Here is a 19097-nt window from a genome sequence, read left to right on the forward strand (position 1 = left end):
GCCGGGCCTACTCGCAGCGACTAGCGCGCTTACCAGCGGAACCGCGCCACCTGGTCGCGCAGGGTATCGGCCAGTGCGTGCAACTCCTCAATCGCACGCGATGCGCCCAGCGAAGCGTCGGCGTTGACCGCCGCGCTCTGCGCGATATCGTCGACGTGGCGGGCGATACCCTGACTCGCCTCGCTCTGCTCCTTCAGCGAGTGCGAGATATCGTTCACCACCTGCACCACCTGCTGGGCGCTGTCGCGGATGCGCGCAATCGCCTCCCCACCCTGCTCCGCCAGTTGCAGCCCGCTCTTCACGCGCTGCACCGCCTCCGCCATGGTGCTGTGCGAGGCATCCGAAGTAAGGCGGATCTCGTCGATCATGCCGGCAATTTCCTGGGTAGCCTGGGCGGTGCGCTCCGACAGCTTGCGCACCTCGTCGGCCACCACGGCAAAACCGCGCCCGCTCTCCCCGGCTCGCGCGGCCTCGATCGCCGCGTTGAGCGCCAGCAGGTTGGTCTGATCGGCAATATCCTTGATCACCTGCATGATGCTGGAAATGGTCTGGGTCTTCTGGGCCAGCTCGCCGATGCGCGAGGCGGCCTGGTCCACCGACTCGTTGATGCGCTGCATCTCGCCGACCGCGCTGGCGATCACCTCCCCGCCCTCGCGCGACAGCGTGCCGGAAGCCTGAGATAGCTGGCGCGCGTCCTGGGCATGCTCGGCAATCTGGTTGATGCTCACCGTCATCTGCTGCACCGAGGCCGCCATCGACGTCGCGGCACCACTTTGCTGCCCCGAGGACTGCGCCACCGACTCGGCGTTGCCGGCGATCCGGGAGCTCATGCCGGACATGGTATTGGCCCCTTCCGCAATCCGCTGCACCAGCTGGCGCAACTGCGACTGCATGTCGGCCACTGCCGCCAGCAAGCTGTCGCGATCCCCCGGGGCGAGCGCAATCGAGGCATCCAGCTGGCCGTCGGCGATGCGGCGCACGATGGCGGCCGTTGCCGCCGGCTCGCCGCCGAGCTGACGCAGTACGCTGCGCACCAGCAGCAGCCCGCCGCCGAGCAGCAACGCCAGCACCACGCCGACCCGCAGCACCAAGCCCAGCAGCGCCCGCTGGAAGGCCGCGTCGAGATCATCCAGGTACAGCCCGGTGCCGATCATCCAGTGCCAGCCCGGTGTGACCGTCAGGTACGATATCTTCGGCTGCGGCGTCGTGGAGCCCGGCTTGTCCCAGACGTAAGGCGCAAAACCCTTGCCCTGCCCCTCCTGCACGGTTTTCAGAAACAGCGCCGCCAGGTCGACGCCTTCCGGCGTCTTCATGCCGTGGGCACTCTGTCCGATCTTGTCGGGGCGGGCGCCATGCGCCACGTACACCATATTCTGGTCGTAAGCGAAAAAGTACTCCTTGCCATCGTAGCGAATGGCATTGAGCGCCGCCGCCGCCAACACCTTGGCCTGCGCTTCGCTCAGCGCCCCGCTGGCAGCCTTCTGCTCGTAGTTGGCCACCACCGCCACGGTCGCCTCGACCAGATTGCGCACCTTGTCCTTGCGATCCTGCAGCAGGCTGTCACGCTCACTCAGCAGGCTCCAGCCGCCCTGCACACAGACCAGCACGGCCACCAGGCCCAGCAGCCCCAGCAACCTTGCCCGCAGACTCCAGCCATGATTTGCTTGTTTCATTGTTCTCCCCTGGTTATGCCGGCACACGGCTTCGGCCAACCCTGACTGCCGGGTACATCGGAGGCTGCCTGGCAGCAGTTAGCCCCCTTCAGGATACTCTCAGCCATCTGCATAGGCTCTCAGGAAAAACCCTAGTAGCCAACTCGCCAGTCCCCCTCGTGCCAGATCAGAAATAGCCCGCCACGCGGCGCCAGAGCGTCACCTCCTTTTCTTGATCGACCTGGCAAGGGGATTCTTGAGCCGCCTGGCACCTGCCGGCTCGACCCGGATGCCGCTCACACTACCCGAGTGTGCTCCAGCCTGCTAACCTCGCAGGGAGCATCCGCCCGGTTGGGCCAGGCTCCATGAAGCCAACACCATGACGCCACCCGGCGAGACGCGACAGCCCTATCGCCGGGGAGTCAGCCAAACCAGACCGACGCTCCACACCGCGGCCAGGCCACGGCAAACCGCCGCCCGACGTCACGGCAGCCGCGGCCCCAGGCGAGACCCATTCACCCCGTAGCAACGCACACACCAAGGAGCAGATCCGTGCAACTGGCCAGCATGTTCGTCCACCCCCTCAAATCCGCCCGCGGAATTCCGTACACCCGGGCGTTTGCCTCGTGGCAGGGCCTGCTGCACGACCGAGAGTGGCTGCTGACCGACGAGAGTGGCCGCTTCATTACCGCACGCGACTATCCCCAGCTGCTCACGATCCGCTGCACACTGATCCCCGGCGCCATCCTGTTCCAGGCCCCGGATACAGCCCCCATCGCCGCGCTTGCCAGTGAATTCGACACCCCCAGCGCAACCAGCGTCTGGAAAGACCATTTCACCGCCTATCATGGCTCGCCGCGGACCGACGCCTGGTTCAGCCGCTACCTCGGTATTCCCTGCCGCCTGCTGTGGCTAGGGCGCCACTCCCAACGCAAGCAGAAGACCAGCGACCACGGACTGTCCTTTGCCGATGGCTACCCCTATCTGCTGCTCAACCAGAGTTCGCTCGACGAACTCAACGCCCAGTTGCCCGAGCAGGTCTCCCAGCGCCACTTCCGCCCCAACCTGGTGGTCAGCGGCGCCGCACCCTACGAAGAAGACGACTGGAAGGTGGTGCGCATCGGCGCGGTGATCTTCGACGTCGCCAAGCCCTGCACCCGCTGCACCCTGACCACGGTCAACCCCGACAACGGCGTGCCCTCAGCCGACGGCGAACCCCTCGCCACCCTGATCAAGACTCGCCAGCTGCCCGAGGGCATCTGCTTCGGCGTCAACCTCGTCCCGCGCAACGAAGGCCTCCTGCAGCTGGGCGACCCCTTCGAGGTGCTTGAGCTACGTTATACTTTCTGACGGCAACTCCGCAGAGGGTGCCGACAAGAGCCTGCCAGAGGGCCGACAACGACAACACACCCTGACGACACAAGACAGATGGATTATCAGACCCTCCTCGATGAAATAGCGCAGGACATCGTCCCCTATTTCGGACTTGGCAAGGTGGCGAACTACATCCCCGCCCTGGCCAAGATCAACCCCCAACAGTTCGCCATCAGCATCGCCACGCTCGACGGCCAGCAGTACTCCACCGGCCAAGCCGACACCCGGTTCTCGATTCAGAGCCTGTCCAAGGTGTTCATGCTGTCGCTGGTACTGGGACGGCTCGGCGACAGCCTATGGACCCGCGTTGGCAAGGAGCCGTCCGGCAACCCCTTCAACTCGCTGATCCAGCTGGAAAACGAGAACGGCATTCCACGGAATCCCTTCATCAACGCCGGGGCGCTGGTGGTGACCGATCTCGCCAACTCGCTGTATGGCGAAGCCAAGGCCGTGCTGCTGGATTTCTTGCGCCAGGAAACCGGCACCACCGACCTCGCCTTCGATCTCGAAGTGGCGCATTCCGAACAACAGCACGGCGACCGCAATGCCGCGCTGGCGCACTTCATGAAAAGCTACGGCAACATGGTCAATCCGGTCGACCACACGCTGGATAGCTACTTCCACAGCTGCAGCATCACCCTGAGCTGCGCCGAACTCGCCCGCGCCGGCCTCTACCTCGCCAACCACGGCCTCTCCCCGATCAGCGGCCAGCAGCGTCTGAGCCGCAGCCAGGCCAAGCAGGTCAACGCCATCATGCTCACCTGCGGCACCTACGACGCCGCCGGCGAATTCGCCTACCGCGTTGGGCTGCCGTGCAAAAGCGGCGTGGGAGGAGGCATCTTGGCGGTCATCCCCGGCAAGCTGAGCATGGCGGTGTGGAGTCCGGCGCTCGACAGTCAGGGCAATTCGCTGATCGGGCTGGAAGCGCTCGACCGTTTCACCACCCGTACCGGGCTATCCATTTTTTAGCCTTCGCGAAGCGGAAAATAAAAAAAAAGCCAGCTTGCGCTGGCTTTTTTTATTCAGAGCACCCGAAGGTTACTCGGCTTCTTCTTCCACTGCTACCGCATCTTCCGGACGGTCCAGCAGCTCAACCAGAGCCATCGGAGCGTTGTCGCCGTTGCGGAAGCCGTACTTCAGGATGCGAACATAACCGCCATTGCGGGCGGTGTAGCGCGGACCCAGTACGTCGAAGAGTTTTACCACGATGTCGCGATCACGAGTGCGGTCGAAAGCCAAGCGGCGGTTTGCCAGCGACGGCTTCTTGCCCAGCGTGATCAGCGGCTCAGCCACACGGCGCAGTTCCTTGGCCTTCGGCAGCGTGGTCACGATGACTTCGTGACGCAGCAGCGAGTTAGCCATGTTGCGCAGCATAGCCAGACGGTGGCTAGTCGTGCGGTTCAGTTTACGATTGCTATAACGATGACGCATTGTTAATGTCCTTTAATCTCAAACCTTACGGTTTTTCCAGCCCTGCCGGCGGCCAGTTTTCCAGCTTCATGCCGAGAGTCAGGCCTTTGGACGCGAGAACTTCCTTGATCTCATTCAGGGACTTGCGACCGAGGTTCGGGGTCTTCAGAAGCTCGGTCTCGGTACGCTGAATCAGGTCACCGATGTAGTAAATGTTCTCGGCCTTCAGGCAGTTAGCCGAACGAACCGTCAGTTCAAGATCGTCGACCGGGCGCAGCAGGATCGGATCGATCGGCGGCGCCTTTTCAACGACTTCTTCAACCGCAGTACCTTGCAGATCAGCAAAAATCGACAGCTGGTCCATCAGGATGCGCGCGGCGTTACGCACGGCTTGCTCAGGTTCGATCACACCGTTGGTCTCGATATCGAGCACCAGGCGATCCAGGTCGGTACGCTGCTCAACGCGGGCGCTTTCCACACCAAAGCTCACCCGGCGAACCGGAGAGAAGGAAGCGTCCAGCTGAATAGTACCGATGGCGCGGTTATCGTCCTGGCTAGCGCGAACGCTAACCGGCTGGTAACCACGACCCTTCTCGACCTTCACCTCCAGATCGATCTTGCCGCCAGCTGCCAGATGGCAGATGACGTGATCCGGATTGATCACCTCAACATCGTGCGGCAACTCGATATCGCCAGCCAGAACAGCGCCCTCACCCTCTTTCTTGAGGGTAAGAACGACGCTGTCACGACCATGCAGCTTAAGCACCACGCCCTTGAGGTTCAAGAGGATGTCGACGACATCCTCGCGAACGCCGTCAAGAGCGGAATACTCATGCAAAACGCCAGCGATAGTGACTTCGGTCGGCGCAAAACCCGGCATCGAGGAGAGCAGAATGCGACGCAGGGCATTACCCAGGGTATGGGCATAACCGCGTTCAAACGGCTCCATCGATACGCGCGCGTGAGTAGCCGAAACCGGCTGCACATCGATGAGTCGCGGTTTAAGAAATTCCGAAGCGCTGTTTTGCATAGTCATTCCCTAGAGCTAGCGATTACTTGGAGTAGAATTCCACAACGAGCTGTTCGTTGATATCGCCAGCCAGTTCGGAACGCTCCGGAGCAGACTTGAAAACGCCTTCCATTTTCTTGGAATCAACAGAAACCCAAGACGGGAAACCACCCTGCTCGGCCAGAGCCAGGCCTTCGACGATACGGGCCTGTTTCTTGGCCTTTTCGCGGATGGCAACGACATCACCAGCCTTCACCTGGAAGGACGGGATGTTCACAACTTGACCGTTCACCACGATGGCCTTGTGGCTCACCAGCTGACGCGCTTCGGCGCGGGTGGAGCCAAAGCCCATGCGGTATACGACGTTGTCGAGGCGGGATTCCAGCAGTTTCAGCAGGTTTTCGCCGGTCGAGCCCTTCAGGCGCGAAGCTTCGGCGAAATAGTTGCGGAACTGGCGCTCGAGCACGCCGTAAATGCGGCGGATTTTCTGCTTTTCACGCAGTTGGACGCCGTAGTCAGACAGACGGCTCTTGCGAGCGCCATGCTGACCAGGAATGCTGTCCAGTTTGCACTTGGAATCCAGTGCACGACGCGCGCTCTTCAGGAACAGGTCGGTACCTTCACGACGCGCGAGTTTACATTTCGGGCCAATATAACGTGCCATGTTCTCACACTCTCCGAATTAAATACGACGTTTCTTGGGCGGACGGCAGCCGTTGTGCGGCACCGGCGTCACGTCGGAGATGCTGGTGATCTTGAAACCCAGCGCGTTGAGCGCGCGAACGGCAGATTCACGACCCGGACCCGGGCCTTTGATACGAACTTCGAGGTTCTTCACACCGTATTCTTGGGCAACTTTACCAGCGTGCTCCGCTGCTACCTGAGCAGCAAAGGGTGTACTCTTGCGCGAGCCCTTAAAACCAGCGCCGCCAGAGGTAGCCCAAGACAAAGCATTGCCTTGACGGTCGGTGATAGTGATGATCGTATTGTTGAACGAAGCGTGCACGTGCACGATACCTTCGCTAACAGACTTGCGCACTTTTTTGCGTACACGGACAGCTGTGTTTGCTTTAGCCATTATCTGTGTTCCTTAAGATTACTTCTTGCCGGCGATCGCCTTGCGCGGACCTTTACGGGTACGAGCATTGGTGCGAGTACGCTGGCCGCGGCACGGCAGGCCACGACGATGGCGCATGCCACGGTAAGAGCCCATGTCCATCAGACGCTTGATGCTCATGGTGATTTCGCGGCGAAGGTCACCTTCAACGGTGAACTTGGCTACTTCTTCACGCAGTTTGTCCATTTCGGCGTCGGTCAGATCCTTCACTTTCGTGGAGGCAACAACACCTGCTGCAGCACAAATTTGCTGAGCACGAGTTTGACCGATGCCGTAAATAGCCTGCAGGCCGATAACGGCATGCGCATGGTTCGGGATGTTTACCCCTGCAATACGGGCCATACTCTTTCCTTAAGCCTTAAGACCTTGAAAAGCTTGCGATTGTATCACGCAAAACGAGGGCTAACAAATATTAGCCTTGTTTTTGCTTGTGACGGGGATCCGTGCAGATCACGCGAACAACACGGTTGCGACGGATAATTTTACAGTTACGGCAAATTTTCTTTACCGAAGGCTGAACTCGCATGTCAGTTCCTTTCAATCTCTAAAAAGAGCGAGTGCATTATTTTGCACGGAACACAATTCGGGCACGGGACAGATCATAGGGAGTCAACTCCACCGTGACCTTATCGCCAGGAAGGATGCGGATGTAGTGCATCCGCATTTTCCCGGAAATATGCCCGAGCACTACGTGTCCATTCTCAAGCTGGACCCTGAAGGTTGCGTTCGGCAACGTCTCCAGGACCTCGCCCTGCATCTGAATGGTATCTTCCTTAGCCATATAACCCAGTGTGAACTCGTATATCAGCGGGTAAGAGCATTGCCTTTGAAGTTAGCCTTCTTCAGCAAACTCTCATACTGGTGCGACAAAATGTAGGATTGAACCTGAGCCATGAAGTCCATCGTCACAACAACGATGATCAACAGCGAGGTCCCACCAAAGTAGAACGGAACATTCCACTTCAGGATCAGGAACTCAGGCAACAGGCAAACCAACGTGATGTAGATCGCACCGATCAACGTCAGCCGCAGAATGATCTTCTCGATGTAACGCGAAGTCTGCTCACCTGGACGAATCCCCGGGATGAAAGCACCACTTTTCTTCAGGTTATCTGCCGTTTCCTTGGGGTTGAACACCAAGGCCGTGTAGAAATAACAGAAGAAAATGATCGCCGTTGCATACAGCAGGACATAGATCGGTTGACCCGGATGCAGTTTGTCTGCAACCGACTTCAACCAGCCCATGCCTTCCGTGTTACCGAACCAACCGATGACGGTAGCCGGGAACAGGATAATGCTGGAAGCAAAGATCGGCGGAATCACCCCTGCCATGTTGAGCTTGAGCGGCATATGCGTGCTCTGGCCCTGCATGACACGATTGCCAACCTGACGTTTGGCATAGTTCACCAGCACCTTACGTTGACCGCGTTCGGCGAACACGACCAGATAAGTCACCAGAATCACCGATGCAAACAGCACAATGGCAAACAGGATAGGCAACGAACCCTGACTGGTCAGGGTCAGTGTTTTACCGATGGCGGCAGGTACACCGGCGGCAATACCAGCACAGATGATCAGCGAAATACCGTTACCGATACCGCGTTCAGTCATCTGCTCACCAAGCCACATCAGGAACATGGTGCCGGTTACCAGCGTAACCACAGTCGTCAGGTAAAACTCCCACTGAGGAGTCACCACCAGGTTAGGCTGCTTATAAAGCATCACTGCAATGCCGAAACTTTGGAAAGTCGCCAGCAAAACAGTCGCGTAACGTGTGTACTGGGTTATCTTACGACGTCCAGCGTCGCCCTCTTTCTTCAGCTCCTTGAGCATCGGAACGATTTCCGAGCCCAACTGCAGAATGATAGAGGCCGAGATATACGGCATAATGCCAATGGCAAATACCGTAAATCTGGAAAGGGCCCCGCCCGAGAACATGTTGAACATGTCGAGGAGGCCCGTTTGCGACGTGTGGAACAACTTCGCTAGTTCGGCAGGGTTGATACCGGGTACAGGTATATGCGCACCAATGCGGTAAACGATCAGTGCACCGATCAGGAACAGCACGCGCCGTTTCAGATCGGCAAACTTGTTGCCATTAGAGACTAGAGAAGTATTCGCCACGTACGTGCGCCTTATTCAATGATACTGCCGCCAGCGGCTTCGATAGCAGCGCGAGCGCCGGCAGTCACTGCCACGCCACGCAACTTCAGAGCACGCTCAACCTTGCCAGACAGCACCACCTTGGCCACCAGGGCCTGGGTGGCAACGAGGCCGGCTTGCTTGAGGGCGAGCAAATCAATTTCATCAACCGGCAGCTGATTCAGTTCGGACAGACGAACTTCGGCAGTCTTGCCAGCGGACAGGGACTTGAAGCCACGCTTCGGCAGGCGGCGCTGCAGCGGCATCTGACCGCCTTCGAAGCCAACCTTGTGGAAGCCACCGGCGCGGCTCTTCTGGCCCTTGTGACCACGACCAGCAGTCTTACCCAGACCGCTGCCGATGCCACGACCAACGCGGCGCTTGGCGTGTTTCGCGCCTGCGCCCGGCTTAATGGTATTCAGCAACATCGCTTAGCCCTCGCTTTTCAACAAGTAGCTGATCTTGTTGATCATGCCACGGTTTTCAGGCGTATCGAGCACTTCGACAGTCTGGTTGATCTTCTTCAGACCGAGACCGCGAGCGCAGGCCTTGTGGGATTCCAGGCGACCGATCAGGCTCTTAACCAGCGTCACCTTGACAGTCTTGGCGTTACTCATGCTCCACCCCCAGGATTTCCTCGACAGTCAGGCCACGCTTGGCGGCGATCTGCGAAGGAACGAAGATCTTGTTCAGACCGTCCAGGGTTGCGCGTACAACGTTGTACGGGTTGGTCGAACCGTGCACCTTGGCGGACACGTTACGAACACCCATCGCGTCGAAGATCGCGCGCATCGGGCCACCGGCCTTCACACCGGTACCTTCTTTGGCAGGCTGCATGAACACGGTGGTAGCACCGTGCTTACCAATTACGGTGTGATGCAGGGTACCGTTCTTCAGGGGAATCTTCACCATGTTGCGGCGAGCCGATTCCATTGCCTTTTGCACTGCAACCGGCACTTCCTTGGAACGGCCTTTACCCATGCCGATACCGCCATCGCCATCACCAACTACGGTGAGAGCGGAGAAAGCCATGATACGACCGCCCTTCACCACTTTGGTGACGCGGTTGACGCCGATCATCTTCTCGATCAGACCGTCGCCACGATCTTCCATTTCGTGCTTAGCCATTCTTCACTCCGAATTAGAATACGAGGCCGCTTTCGCGAGCCGCATCGGCCAGCGCTTTGATACGGCCGTGGTATTGGAAACCAGAGCGGTCAAAAGCGACTTTTTCGATGCCAGCTGCCTTAGCTTTCTCGGCAATCCGCTTGCCGACTACGGCTGCAGCGGCCTGGTTGCCACCATTGGAAAGATCAGAGCGCACTTCGGCTTCCAAAGTGGAAGCGCTGGCCAGCACACGACTACCAGTCTCATCAATGATCTGAGCGTAAATGTGGCAGTTGGTGCGGTATACAGAAAGGCGCACCATCTTGAGCTCCGCAATCCGGGCACGGGTTTTGCGTGCACGGCGGAGTCGAGCTTGTTTCTTGTCCATGTCAGGGCCTCAATTACTTCTTCTTGGTCTCTTTCAGAACCACGACCTCGTCGGCATAGCGTACGCCCTTGCCCTTGTACGGCTCCGGGGAGCGGTAGGCACGGATTTCGGCTGCGACTTGACCAACGAGCTGCTTGTCAGCGCCCTTGATCAGGATCTCGGTCTGAGTCGGGGTTTCCACTTTCACACCGGCCGGCATCTTGTGAGAAACCGGGTGAGAGAAACCAAGAGACAGGTTGACGGCATCACCCTGAGCCTGGGCACGGTAGCCCACGCCAACCAAGGTCAGCTTCTTCTCGAAGCCTTTGCTGACACCATTCACCATGTTGTTGAGCAGGGCGCGCAACGTACCGGACATGGCACGAGCGAACTTGCTGTCGTTCTTGGCCGCGAAGGTCAGCTGGTTGTTATCCAGTTTCACTTCAACCTCATCGCACAAAGCGGTGCTGAGGGTGCCAAGAGCGCCCTTGACGCTCACCTCGGTGGCATTGAACTTGACTTCAACACCGGCCGGGATCGCTACGGGATTCTTTGCTACGCGAGACATTCAACCCTCTCCTTACGCCACGATGCAGAGAAGCTCGCCGCCGATACCGGCTGCGCGGGCCTTGCGATCAGTCATCAGACCTTTGGAGGTGGATACAATTGCAACACCCAGACCGTTCATTACCTTCGGGATCTCGGTGGAGCCTTTGTAAACACGCAGGCCAGGACGGGATACGCGCTCAATGCGATCAATTACCGGACGACCGGCATAGTACTTGAGCTGGATATCCAGGACGGGCTTTTTCTCTTCGCCGGCTACGGCGAAGTCTTCGATATAACCTTCATCCTTCAGCACCTGGGCCAGTGCAACCTTCAGCTTGGAGCAAGGCATGGATACGGCAGCCTTGGAAGCACGCTGAGCGTTGCGGATGCGGGTCAACATATCGGAAATAGGATCATGCATGCTCATTCTGTATCTCCTATTACCAGCTGGCCTTCACAACGCCCGGGATCTCGCCTTTCATGGCGATTTCACGAAGTTTGTTGCGACCCAGACCGAATTTACGGAAGACGCCACGCGGACGACCGGTAACAGCACAGCGACGACGCTGGCGAACCGGGCTGGCGTTGCGCGGCAGTTGCTGAAGTTTCAGGCGTGCAGCGAAACGCTCTTCTTCCGAGAGGCTCTGGTTGTTGATGATTTCGAGGAGCTGTTCACGCTTGCTGGCGAACTTGGCGACCAGCTTGGCGCGCTTCTCTTCACGGTTAATCAGTGCAAGTGTTGCCATGTGCTTAACCCTTGAACGGGAACTTGAACGCAGCCAGCAGTGCGCGGGCTTCTTCGTCAGTCTTCGCCGTGGTGGTAATGGTGATGTTCATCCCACGCAGCGCATCGATCTTGTCGTACTCGATTTCCGGGAAGATGATCTGTTCGCGAACGCCCATGTTGTAGTTGCCGCGGCCGTCGAAAGACTTGCCGGACACGCCACGGAAGTCACGCACGCGCGGCAGCGCGATGGTCACCAGGCGATCAAGGAATTCGTACATGCGCTCGCGGCGCAGCGTTACCTTGCAACCGATCGGATAAGCGTCGCGAATCTTGAAGCCGGCGATCGACTTGCGCGCCGTGGTCACAACAGCCTTCTGACCTGCGATTTTCTCGAGGTCGCCTACGGCGTGTTCCATCACCTTCTTGTCGGCCACCGCTTCGCCCACCCCCATGTTCAGGGTGACTTTCTCGATGCGGGGAACCTCCATGATCGACTTGTAGCCGAACTGTTTTACCAGCTCAGGCACTACGCTTTCTTTGTAAAAATCGTAGAAACGTGCCATGTTGACTCCTTAGGCCCCGATAACTTCGCCATTGGACTTGAATACGCGCACCTTGCGGCCGTCTTCAAGAGTCTTGAAGCCTACGCGATCAGCCTTTTGGCTAGCCGGGTTAAAGATGGCCACATTGGACACATCGACCGGCATGGTCTTTTCAACGATGCCACCAGCCACACCACGAACCGGATTCGGTTTCTGATGCTTCTTAGCAACATTCACGCCTTCGACAACGACCTTCTCGTCCAGAACACGAAGAACGGTGCCGCGCTTACCCTTGTCCTTGCCGGTGATTACTACGACTTCATCACCCTTACGAATTTTGCGCATGCGTCCTCCTTACAGCACTTCTGGAGCGAGCGAAACGATCTTCATGAAGCGCTCGGTACGCAGTTCACGCGTTACCGGCCCGAAGATACGAGTGCCGATCGGCTCAAGTTTGTTGTTCAGCAGTACGGCGGCGTTGCCATCGAACTTGATCAGCGAGCCGTCCGGACGACGTACACCCTTGGCCGTGCGAACCACGACAGCGTTGTACACATCGCCTTTCTTGACGCGACCACGGGGAGCAGCATCCTTGATGCTCACCTTGATGATATCGCCAACACTTGCATAGCGACGCTTGGAGCCGCCCAGCACCTTGATGCACATAACGGAGCGCGCACCGGTGTTGTCAGCGACCTCAAGCATGGTCTGCATTTGGATCATTTGATTACCTTTCTATCCAACTTAACCCGTCACTCTCGTCAACCTGCAGCCATTTTTCGGCATTCAGTTAGACGAAACGCCACAGATAATTCTGCGGCGTATCAAACGGCCAGTTTTGGACCCCGTAAAGGGCGACCCCTGCCCGAATGGACAGGGAAGTGGCCATTATACAGAGGGGCGAGCCCCTCTGCAAGCGTTACACCTGGCGAGCTTTCTCGACCAGGGCAGTCACAACCCACGACTTGGTCTTCGAGAGCGGGCGGGATTCGCTGATTACAACGGTATCACCAGCACGGAACTCGTTGTTCTCGTCGTGTGCGTGGAACTTCTTGGAACGGCGGATAATCTTGCCGTAGATCGGGTGCTTAACCTTGCGCTCGACCAATACGGTAACAGTCTTATCCATCTTGTCGCTGACCACCTTGCCGGTCAGCGAACGTACGACTTTGGTTTCGCTCATATCAAGCCACCTTTTCTTTCAGAACGGTGCGAACACGAGCGATATCGCGACGCACTTTCTTCAGCTCACTGCTCTTGGCGAGCTGCTGGGTGGCGTGCTGCATGCGCAGCGCGAACTGTGCCTTCAGCAGGCTCAGCAGTTCCACCTTCAGCTCGGCATCAGTCTTTGCTCTCAGTTCGGACGCTTTCATTACTGACCTACCTGTCTAGTCACAAACACAGTCGGGATCGGCAACTTGGCTGCGGCCAAACGGAAGGCTTCGCGAGCGAGCTCTTCTGCAACGCCATCCATTTCATACAGCATCTTGCCAGGCTGAATTTCAGCCACATAGTATTCCGTACTACCCTTACCGTTACCCATACGGACTTCGGCGGGCTTGGAGCTGATCGGCTTGTCCGGGAAAATACGGATCCAGATACGGCCGCCACGCTTGATGTGGCGGGTCATCGCACGGCGAGCCGCCTCGATCTGACGAGCAGTCAGACGGCCACGACCGATAGCCTTCAGGCCAAAGTCACCGAAGCTGACTTTGTTACCACGAGTAGCGATGCCGGTGTTACGGCCTTTCTGCTGTTTGCGGTACTTGAGTCTAGTTGGCTGCAGCATTGCGCGGACCCTTTCTCGTTTTCTTCTCGGTGGCAACCGGAGCGGCCTGAACCTGACCCGGCTTCAGCTCACCTTTGTAAACCCATACCTTGATACCGATGATGCCGTACGTGGTGTTGGCTTCCGAGGTAGCGTAGTCCACATCGGCACGCAGGGTATGCAGCGGCACACGGCCTTCGCGGTACCATTCGGTACGTGCGATTTCGATGCCGTTCAGACGGCCCGAGCTCATGATCTTGATGCCCTGAGCGCCCATACGCATGGCGTTCTGCATGGCACGCTTCATGGCACGGCGGAACATCACGCGCTTTTCCAGCTGCGAGGCGATACCGTCGGCGATGATTTGAGCGTCGATTTCCGGCTTACGGACTTCTTCGATGTTCACGTGCACCGGCACGCCCAGGCGCTTCTGCAGTTCTTTCTTCAGAACCTCGATGTCCTCGCCCTTCTTGCCGATCACAACACCCGGACGGGCACTGTGAATGGTGATGCGGGCGGACTTGGCCGGGCGCTCGATGGTGACACGACCCACGGATGCGTTAGCAAGACGCTTCTTCAGAAAGGCGCGAACGTCGATATCCTGCTTGAGCATATCGGCGAAATCATGCGAGTTCGCGAACCACTTGGAAGACCAGTTCTTGTTAACGGCAAGACGGAAACCCGTCGGATGAATCTTCTGACCCATTGCTTACCCCTTAGTTGCCCACGGTCAACGTGATATGGCAAGTCTGCTTTTCGATACGGTTGCCACGGCCTTTTGCACGGGCAGCGAAACGCTTCAGACTCGGACCTTTGTCAACGAAGATGGCTGCCACCTTCAGGGTGTCGATGTCGGCACCCTCGTTGTGCTCGGCGTTGGCGATAGCCGACTCCAGCACTTTCTTGACAATCACGGCGCCTTTTTTCGGGCTGAACGCCAGGATGTTCAGGGCCTGATCGACGGACTTGCCGCGGATCAGATCGGCCACCAGGCGGCACTTCTGTGCCGACAGGCGGACGGTGTTCAAATGTGCAGATACTCTCATCGCTTCACCTTACCTCTTCTTCGCCTTCTTGTCGGCAGCGTGGCCCTTGAAGGTACGAGTCAGGGAGAATTCGCCCAGTTTATGACCGACCATGTTTTCGGATACATAAACCGGCACATGGGTGCGACCGTTGTGTACAGCGATAGTCAGGCCAATGAAATCCGGCAGGACGGTCGAACGACGCGACCAGGTCTTGATCGGACGTTTATCACTGGTCGCACGCGCCGCGTCCACCTTCTTCAGAAGGTGCAGATCAACAAACGGGCCTTTTTTCTGCGAACGTGCCATATGTCAATTACCCTTTAGTGGAATAGCGACGGCGTACGATCATATTGTCGGTACGCTTGTTGCGACGGGTACGGAAGCCCTTGGTCGGCGTGCCCCATGGGCTAACCGGCACACGACCTTCACCCGTACGACCTTCACCACCACCATGCGGGTGATCGATCGGGTTCATGGCAGTACCACGAACGGTCGGACGGATACCACGCCAACGGGTTGCACCGGCCTTGCCGAGCTTGCGCAGGCTGTGCTCTTCGTTACCCACTTCACCAACGGTGGCACGGCAATCGACATGTACCTTGCGGATTTCGCCGGAGCGCAGACGCAGCTGAGCGTAAACGCCTTCGCGCGCCAGCAACATGGCGGAAGCACCCGCGGAACGCACCATCTGGGCACCCTTGCCCGGCTGCAGTTCTACGCAGTGAATGGTGGTACCAACCGGAATGTTGCGGATCGGCAGGCAGTTACCAGCCTTGATCGGCGCTTCGGCGCCAGACAGCAGAACGGCACCAACCTTCACACCGCGCGGAGCGATGATGTAGCGGCGCTCGCCGTCGGCGTAGCACAGCAGGGCGATATGCGCGGTGCGGTTCGGATCGTATTCGATACGCTCAACCTTGGCCGGGATACCGTCCTTGTTGCGACGGAAGTCGACGATACGGTAGTGCTGCTTGTGGCCGCCACCGCGATGACGCACAGTGATGTGGCCGTTGTTGTTACGGCCGGAGGTCGAGTTCTTCTTTTCGACCAGAGCGGCGTGCGGAGCACCTTTGTGCAGGTCAGGGTGAACCACCTTGACTACGGCACGGCGACCCGCGGAAGTCGGTTTTACTTTAACGATAGGCATGCTCTATCTCCTCACTCAGCTGCAGTCGCAGTCAGGTCGATTTCCTGACCGGCCACCAGGCTGACGTAAGCCTTTTTCCAGTCCTTGCGACGGCCGAAAGTACGACCAAAGCGCTTAACCTTGCCCTTGACGTTCACGGTGGAAACACCGTCAACTTTTACGTTGAACAGCATCTCGACAGCCGCTTTGATTTCCGGCTTGGTAGCATCGCTAGCGACGCGGAACACGACTTGCTGGTTTTTCTCGGAGACGAGAGTGCTCTTCTCGGAAACAACCGGAGCAAGGATTACTTGCAACAAACGTTCCTGATTCATGCCCACTGCTCCTCGAGTTGCTTCACGGCGTCGCGAGTGATCACGATTTTCTTGAAACGCAGCAGGCTGTACGGATCAACTTGCTGAGTCTCGATCACCAGCACATTCGGCAGGTTGCGCGACGACAGATACAGGTTTTCATCCATTTCGTTGGTGATGAACAGACCCTGCTCGATCCCCATGGACTTAACCAGGCCGACGAACTCTTTGGTTTTCGGCGTTTCAACCGCGAGGGTGTCGACAACGACCAGACGCTCGTCACGGACCAGCTGCGACAGGATCGCGGCCATACCGGCACGGAACATCTTGCGGTTTACCTTGTGCGAGAAGTTCTCGTCCGGGCTGTTCGGGAAGGTGCGACCACCACCACGCCAGATCGGCGAGGAAGTCATACCGGAGCGGGCACGACCAGTACCCTTTTGACGCCACGGTTTCTTGGTGGAGTGCTTCACTTCAGCACGGGTCTTCTGGGCACGGTTGGCGCTGCGGGCGTTAGCCAGGAACGCGGTAACCACCTGATGGACCAGAGCTTCATTGTATTCGCGACCGAACAAACCTTCGGAAGCCTGCAGGCCTTCTACGGCCTGACCCTGTACATTGATAACCTTCAATTCCATCACGCACCCGCCTTCACACTAGGACGAACGACGACATCACCGTTCGTGGCACCCGGAACGGCACCCTTGACCAGAATCAGTTGACGTTCGGTATCGATGCGGACGATTTCCAGACGCTGCACGGTGCTCTGTACGTTACCGTACTGACCAGCCATGCGCTTACCCGGCAGTACGCGACCCGGATCCTGCGCTTGACCGATGGAACCCGGGGTGTTGTGCGAACGCGAGTTACCGTGGGAAGCTCGGTTGGAGGAGAAGTTGTGACGCTTGATCACACCGGAGAAACCCTTACCCTTGGAGGTACCGGTAACGTCAACGAGTTGACCTACCTGGAAGATTTCGACGGTGATGGCATCGCCCGGCTTGAACTGCGACAGCTGTTCAGCGCTCAGAACGAACTCACCCAGACCACGACCGGCTTCAACGCCTGCCTTGGCAAAGTGACCAGCCTCAGCCTTGTTGACGCGATTGGCTTTGCAGGAACCATAGGTCACCTGAACAGCTTCGTAGCCATCAACTTCGGCGGTTTTGATTTGCGTGACGCGATTGGCAGCCATGTCCAGCACAGTTACCGGGATGGAAGCACCATCTTCGGCAAAAATGCGGGTCATGCCGACTTTGCGACCGACAAGACCTAAACTCATGTTTATTTCCTTTTGCAGGGCCGATTACGATTGACCGGCTCATAAAAACAAAAGCGGACTCGCCAAAATGGCGAGTCCGCTAATGTATCACAGAAAATTCAACGATCGCAAGCACTTAGGCCTGCAACAGGTGAACCCTTGTGCTTACTGCAGCTTGATTTCCACATCGACACCGGCCGGCAGATCGAGCTTCATCAGCGCGTCCACAGTTTTGTCGGTCGGATCAACGATGTCCATCAGACGCAGGTGAGTACGGATTTCCAGCTGGTCGCGGGAAGTCTTGTTCACGTGCGGCGAACGCAGGATGTTGAAACGCTCGATCTTGGTCGGCAGTGGAACCGGACCTTTGACCACAGCGCCAGTGCGCTTGGCAGTTTCAACGATTTCCTGGGCGGAGCGGTCGATCAGGTTGTAATCGAAAGCTTTCAGGCGAATGCGGATTTTTTGGCTTTGCATCTTGGGCTTTCCGATTAGGCGATGATCTTGGCAACGACGCCGGCGCCGACGGTACGGCCACCTTCACGGATGGCGAAGCGCAGACCTTCTTCCATGGCGATCGGAGCGATCAGTTCCACGGTGATTTCCACGTTGTCACCCGGCATTACCATTTCCACACCTTCGGCCAGGCTTACGGCGCCGGTCACGTCGGTGGTACGGAAGTAAAACTGCGGACGGTAGTTAGCAAAGAACGGGGTGTGACGACCGCCTTCTTCTTTGCTCAGTACGTAGACCGAAGCAGAGAACTTGGTGTGCGGGGTGATCGAACCCGGCTTGGCCAGTACCTGACCGCGCTCAACGTCTTCACGCTTGGTGCCGCGCAACAGAACGCCAACGTTGTCGCCAGCCTGACCCTGATCCAGCAGCTTGCGGAACATTTCCACACCGGTGCAGGTGGTCTTCGCGGTGGCCTTCAGGCCCACGATTTCCAGTTCTTCGCCGACTTTGACGATGCCGCGCTCAACACGACCGGTCACCACGGTGCCACGACCGGAGATCGAGAACACGTCTTCGATCGGCAGCAGGAACGGCTTGTCTACAGCGCGCTCCGGGGTCGGGATGTAGCTGTCCAGCGCGTCGGCCAGACGGAAGATCGACGGCTCACCCATTTCGGACTGATCGCCTTCCAGCGCCAGACGAGCGGAGCCGGTGATGATCGGGGTGTCGTCACCCGGGAAGTCGTAGGACGACAGCAGGTCGCGCACTTCCATTTCCACCAGTTCCAGCAGTTCGGCGTCGTCCACCAGGTCAGCCTTGTTCAGGTAGACGATGATGTACGGCACACCCACCTGACGGGACAGCAGGATGTGTTCACGGGTTTGCGGCATCGGACCGTCAGCGGCCGAGCACACCAGAATCGCGCCGTCCATCTGGGCAGCACCGGTGATCATGTTCTTCACATAGTCGGCGTGGCCCGGGCAGTCTACGTGAGCGTAGTGACGGGTAGCGGTTTCGTATTCAACGTGAGCGGTATTAATGGTAATACCACGTGCCTTTTCTTCCGGCGCGCTGTCGATCTGGGAGTAGTCTTTGGCTTCGCCACCGAATTTCTTCGACAGAATGGTGGTGATAGCGGCGGTCAGCGT

At 58.1% G+C, this 19097-nt stretch carries 33 protein-coding genes; 2 read left to right on the forward strand and 31 right to left on the reverse strand.

The features are described from left to right. Positions 1-29 precede the first annotated feature (29 nt). Complete coding sequence (locus B9N72_RS19545) at positions 30-1673, reverse strand: methyl-accepting chemotaxis protein (protein WP_085277870.1); 1644 nt, start codon at positions 1671-1673, stop codon at positions 30-32. A gap of 531 nt (positions 1674-2204) precedes the next feature. Here B9N72_RS19545 and B9N72_RS19550 point away from each other — a divergent pair. Together B9N72_RS19550 and B9N72_RS19555 are read left to right on the forward strand one after the other, a co-directional pair. After that, the gene (locus tag B9N72_RS19550) at positions 2205-3002 is read left to right on the forward strand and encodes an MOSC domain-containing protein (protein WP_085277871.1); all 798 of its coding nucleotides are present in this window, start codon (positions 2205-2207) and stop codon (positions 3000-3002) included. A gap of 78 nt (positions 3003-3080) precedes the next feature. Next, positions 3081-3995 (forward strand): glutaminase, encoded by a 915-nt coding sequence (locus B9N72_RS19555; protein WP_085277872.1) that lies wholly within the window; start codon positions 3081-3083, stop codon positions 3993-3995. A gap of 69 nt (positions 3996-4064) precedes the next feature. Here B9N72_RS19555 and rplQ read toward each other — a convergent pair whose 3' ends face one another. The 30 genes from rplQ to tuf form a co-directional block, all read right to left on the reverse strand. After that, positions 4065-4457 (reverse strand): 50S ribosomal protein L17, encoded by a 393-nt coding sequence (gene rplQ, locus B9N72_RS19560; RefSeq protein WP_008955662.1) that lies wholly within the window; start codon positions 4455-4457, stop codon positions 4065-4067. A gap of 25 nt (positions 4458-4482) precedes the next feature. After that, positions 4483-5466, reverse strand: coding sequence for a DNA-directed RNA polymerase subunit alpha (locus B9N72_RS19565; RefSeq protein WP_085277881.1), 984 nt, complete (start codon positions 5464-5466; stop codon positions 4483-4485). Between the two features lie 22 nt (positions 5467-5488). After that, positions 5489-6109 carry a 30S ribosomal protein S4 gene (rpsD, locus tag B9N72_RS19570; protein ID WP_024301238.1) on the reverse strand — a complete coding sequence of 207 codons (621 nt, stop codon included), beginning with the start codon at positions 6107-6109 and terminating at the stop codon, positions 5489-5491. An 18-nt stretch (positions 6110-6127) separates the two neighbouring features. Next, positions 6128-6523, reverse strand: coding sequence for a 30S ribosomal protein S11 (rpsK, locus tag B9N72_RS19575; protein WP_008955659.1), 396 nt, complete (start codon positions 6521-6523; stop codon positions 6128-6130). A gap of 18 nt (positions 6524-6541) precedes the next feature. Further along, a complete protein-coding gene (rpsM, locus tag B9N72_RS19580; RefSeq protein WP_085277873.1) occupies positions 6542-6904 on the reverse strand; it encodes a 30S ribosomal protein S13 in 363 nt (120 codons plus the stop codon). Positions 6905-6974: 70 nt separating this feature from the next. Then, on the reverse strand, positions 6975-7088 hold the full coding sequence (rpmJ, locus tag B9N72_RS19585) for a 50S ribosomal protein L36 (protein WP_011137711.1): 114 nt from the start codon (positions 7086-7088) through the stop codon (positions 6975-6977). A 36-nt stretch (positions 7089-7124) separates the two neighbouring features. Next, the gene (infA, locus tag B9N72_RS19590; protein ID WP_008955657.1) at positions 7125-7343 is read right to left on the reverse strand and encodes a translation initiation factor IF-1; all 219 of its coding nucleotides are present in this window, start codon (positions 7341-7343) and stop codon (positions 7125-7127) included. A gap of 23 nt (positions 7344-7366) precedes the next feature. Further along, entirely contained in the window at positions 7367-8686 is a 1320-nt protein-coding gene (gene secY / locus B9N72_RS19595; protein ID WP_008955656.1) for a preprotein translocase subunit SecY, read from the reverse strand. Positions 8687-8697: 11 nt separating this feature from the next. Further along, positions 8698-9132, reverse strand: a complete 435-nt coding sequence (rplO, locus tag B9N72_RS19600) for a 50S ribosomal protein L15 (protein WP_085277874.1) — start codon at positions 9130-9132, stop codon at positions 8698-8700. Between the two features lie 3 nt (positions 9133-9135). Next, positions 9136-9321 (reverse strand): 50S ribosomal protein L30, encoded by a 186-nt coding sequence (gene rpmD, locus B9N72_RS19605; RefSeq protein ID WP_008955654.1) that lies wholly within the window; start codon positions 9319-9321, stop codon positions 9136-9138. Further along, complete coding sequence (rpsE, locus tag B9N72_RS19610) at positions 9314-9832, reverse strand: 30S ribosomal protein S5 (RefSeq protein ID WP_008955653.1); 519 nt, start codon at positions 9830-9832, stop codon at positions 9314-9316. The genes rpmD and rpsE overlap by 8 nt, the downstream gene beginning before the upstream one ends. A gap of 13 nt (positions 9833-9845) precedes the next feature. Next, complete coding sequence (gene rplR / locus B9N72_RS19615; protein WP_008955652.1) at positions 9846-10199, reverse strand: 50S ribosomal protein L18; 354 nt, start codon at positions 10197-10199, stop codon at positions 9846-9848. Between the two features lie 13 nt (positions 10200-10212). Next, on the reverse strand, positions 10213-10746 hold the full coding sequence (gene rplF / locus B9N72_RS19620; protein WP_085277875.1) for a 50S ribosomal protein L6: 534 nt from the start codon (positions 10744-10746) through the stop codon (positions 10213-10215). Positions 10747-10758: 12 nt separating this feature from the next. Next, a complete protein-coding gene (gene rpsH, locus B9N72_RS19625) occupies positions 10759-11154 on the reverse strand; it encodes a 30S ribosomal protein S8 (protein WP_008955650.1) in 396 nt (131 codons plus the stop codon). Positions 11155-11167: 13 nt separating this feature from the next. Then, the gene (rpsN, locus tag B9N72_RS19630) at positions 11168-11473 is read right to left on the reverse strand and encodes a 30S ribosomal protein S14 (RefSeq protein WP_008955649.1); all 306 of its coding nucleotides are present in this window, start codon (positions 11471-11473) and stop codon (positions 11168-11170) included. A 4-nt stretch (positions 11474-11477) separates the two neighbouring features. After that, positions 11478-12017, reverse strand: coding sequence for a 50S ribosomal protein L5 (gene rplE, locus B9N72_RS19635; RefSeq protein WP_008955648.1), 540 nt, complete (start codon positions 12015-12017; stop codon positions 11478-11480). Between the two features lie 9 nt (positions 12018-12026). Continuing rightward, positions 12027-12341 (reverse strand): 50S ribosomal protein L24, encoded by a 315-nt coding sequence (rplX, locus tag B9N72_RS19640; RefSeq protein ID WP_008955647.1) that lies wholly within the window; start codon positions 12339-12341, stop codon positions 12027-12029. A gap of 9 nt (positions 12342-12350) precedes the next feature. Then, positions 12351-12719, reverse strand: coding sequence for a 50S ribosomal protein L14 (gene rplN, locus B9N72_RS19645; RefSeq protein WP_024301228.1), 369 nt, complete (start codon positions 12717-12719; stop codon positions 12351-12353). Between the two features lie 196 nt (positions 12720-12915). Next, the gene (rpsQ, locus tag B9N72_RS19650; RefSeq protein ID WP_085277876.1) at positions 12916-13179 is read right to left on the reverse strand and encodes a 30S ribosomal protein S17; all 264 of its coding nucleotides are present in this window, start codon (positions 13177-13179) and stop codon (positions 12916-12918) included. 1 nt (position 13180) lies between these two features. After that, positions 13181-13369, reverse strand: a complete 189-nt coding sequence (gene rpmC / locus B9N72_RS19655) for a 50S ribosomal protein L29 (protein ID WP_085277877.1) — start codon at positions 13367-13369, stop codon at positions 13181-13183. Further along, a complete protein-coding gene (gene rplP, locus B9N72_RS19660) occupies positions 13369-13785 on the reverse strand; it encodes a 50S ribosomal protein L16 (RefSeq protein WP_008955643.1) in 417 nt (138 codons plus the stop codon). The genes rpmC and rplP overlap by 1 nt, the downstream gene beginning before the upstream one ends. After that, on the reverse strand, positions 13769-14470 hold the full coding sequence (gene rpsC / locus B9N72_RS19665; protein ID WP_008955642.1) for a 30S ribosomal protein S3: 702 nt from the start codon (positions 14468-14470) through the stop codon (positions 13769-13771). Before rpsC ends, rplP begins: the two co-directional genes overlap by 17 nt. A gap of 10 nt (positions 14471-14480) precedes the next feature. After that, positions 14481-14810 (reverse strand): 50S ribosomal protein L22, encoded by a 330-nt coding sequence (gene rplV / locus B9N72_RS19670; RefSeq protein WP_008955641.1) that lies wholly within the window; start codon positions 14808-14810, stop codon positions 14481-14483. Between the two features lie 9 nt (positions 14811-14819). Then, positions 14820-15098 (reverse strand): 30S ribosomal protein S19, encoded by a 279-nt coding sequence (gene rpsS / locus B9N72_RS19675; protein ID WP_008955640.1) that lies wholly within the window; start codon positions 15096-15098, stop codon positions 14820-14822. A 7-nt stretch (positions 15099-15105) separates the two neighbouring features. Continuing rightward, on the reverse strand, positions 15106-15939 hold the full coding sequence (gene rplB, locus B9N72_RS19680; RefSeq protein WP_085277878.1) for a 50S ribosomal protein L2: 834 nt from the start codon (positions 15937-15939) through the stop codon (positions 15106-15108). A gap of 11 nt (positions 15940-15950) precedes the next feature. Beyond that, positions 15951-16253 carry a 50S ribosomal protein L23 gene (rplW, locus tag B9N72_RS19685; protein WP_008955638.1) on the reverse strand — a complete coding sequence of 101 codons (303 nt, stop codon included), beginning with the start codon at positions 16251-16253 and terminating at the stop codon, positions 15951-15953. Then, positions 16250-16870, reverse strand: a complete 621-nt coding sequence (gene rplD, locus B9N72_RS19690; RefSeq protein ID WP_085277879.1) for a 50S ribosomal protein L4 — start codon at positions 16868-16870, stop codon at positions 16250-16252. The genes rplW and rplD overlap by 4 nt, the downstream gene beginning before the upstream one ends. After that, positions 16870-17514 (reverse strand): 50S ribosomal protein L3, encoded by a 645-nt coding sequence (rplC, locus tag B9N72_RS19695; protein WP_014085760.1) that lies wholly within the window; start codon positions 17512-17514, stop codon positions 16870-16872. Before rplC ends, rplD begins: the two co-directional genes overlap by 1 nt. 144 nt (positions 17515-17658) lie before the next feature. Then, positions 17659-17970, reverse strand: a complete 312-nt coding sequence (gene rpsJ / locus B9N72_RS19700; protein ID WP_008955635.1) for a 30S ribosomal protein S10 — start codon at positions 17968-17970, stop codon at positions 17659-17661. 14 nt (positions 17971-17984) lie between these two features. Continuing rightward, positions 17985-19097, reverse strand: a 1113-nt coding sequence (gene tuf, locus B9N72_RS19705; RefSeq protein WP_085277880.1) for an elongation factor Tu, incomplete at its 5' end; no start/stop codon positions are given.

This window comes from Pseudogulbenkiania subflava DSM 22618 (genome assembly GCF_900177275.1).
In the GTDB taxonomy this organism is placed as follows: domain Bacteria; phylum Pseudomonadota; class Gammaproteobacteria; order Burkholderiales; family Chromobacteriaceae; genus Pseudogulbenkiania; species Pseudogulbenkiania subflava.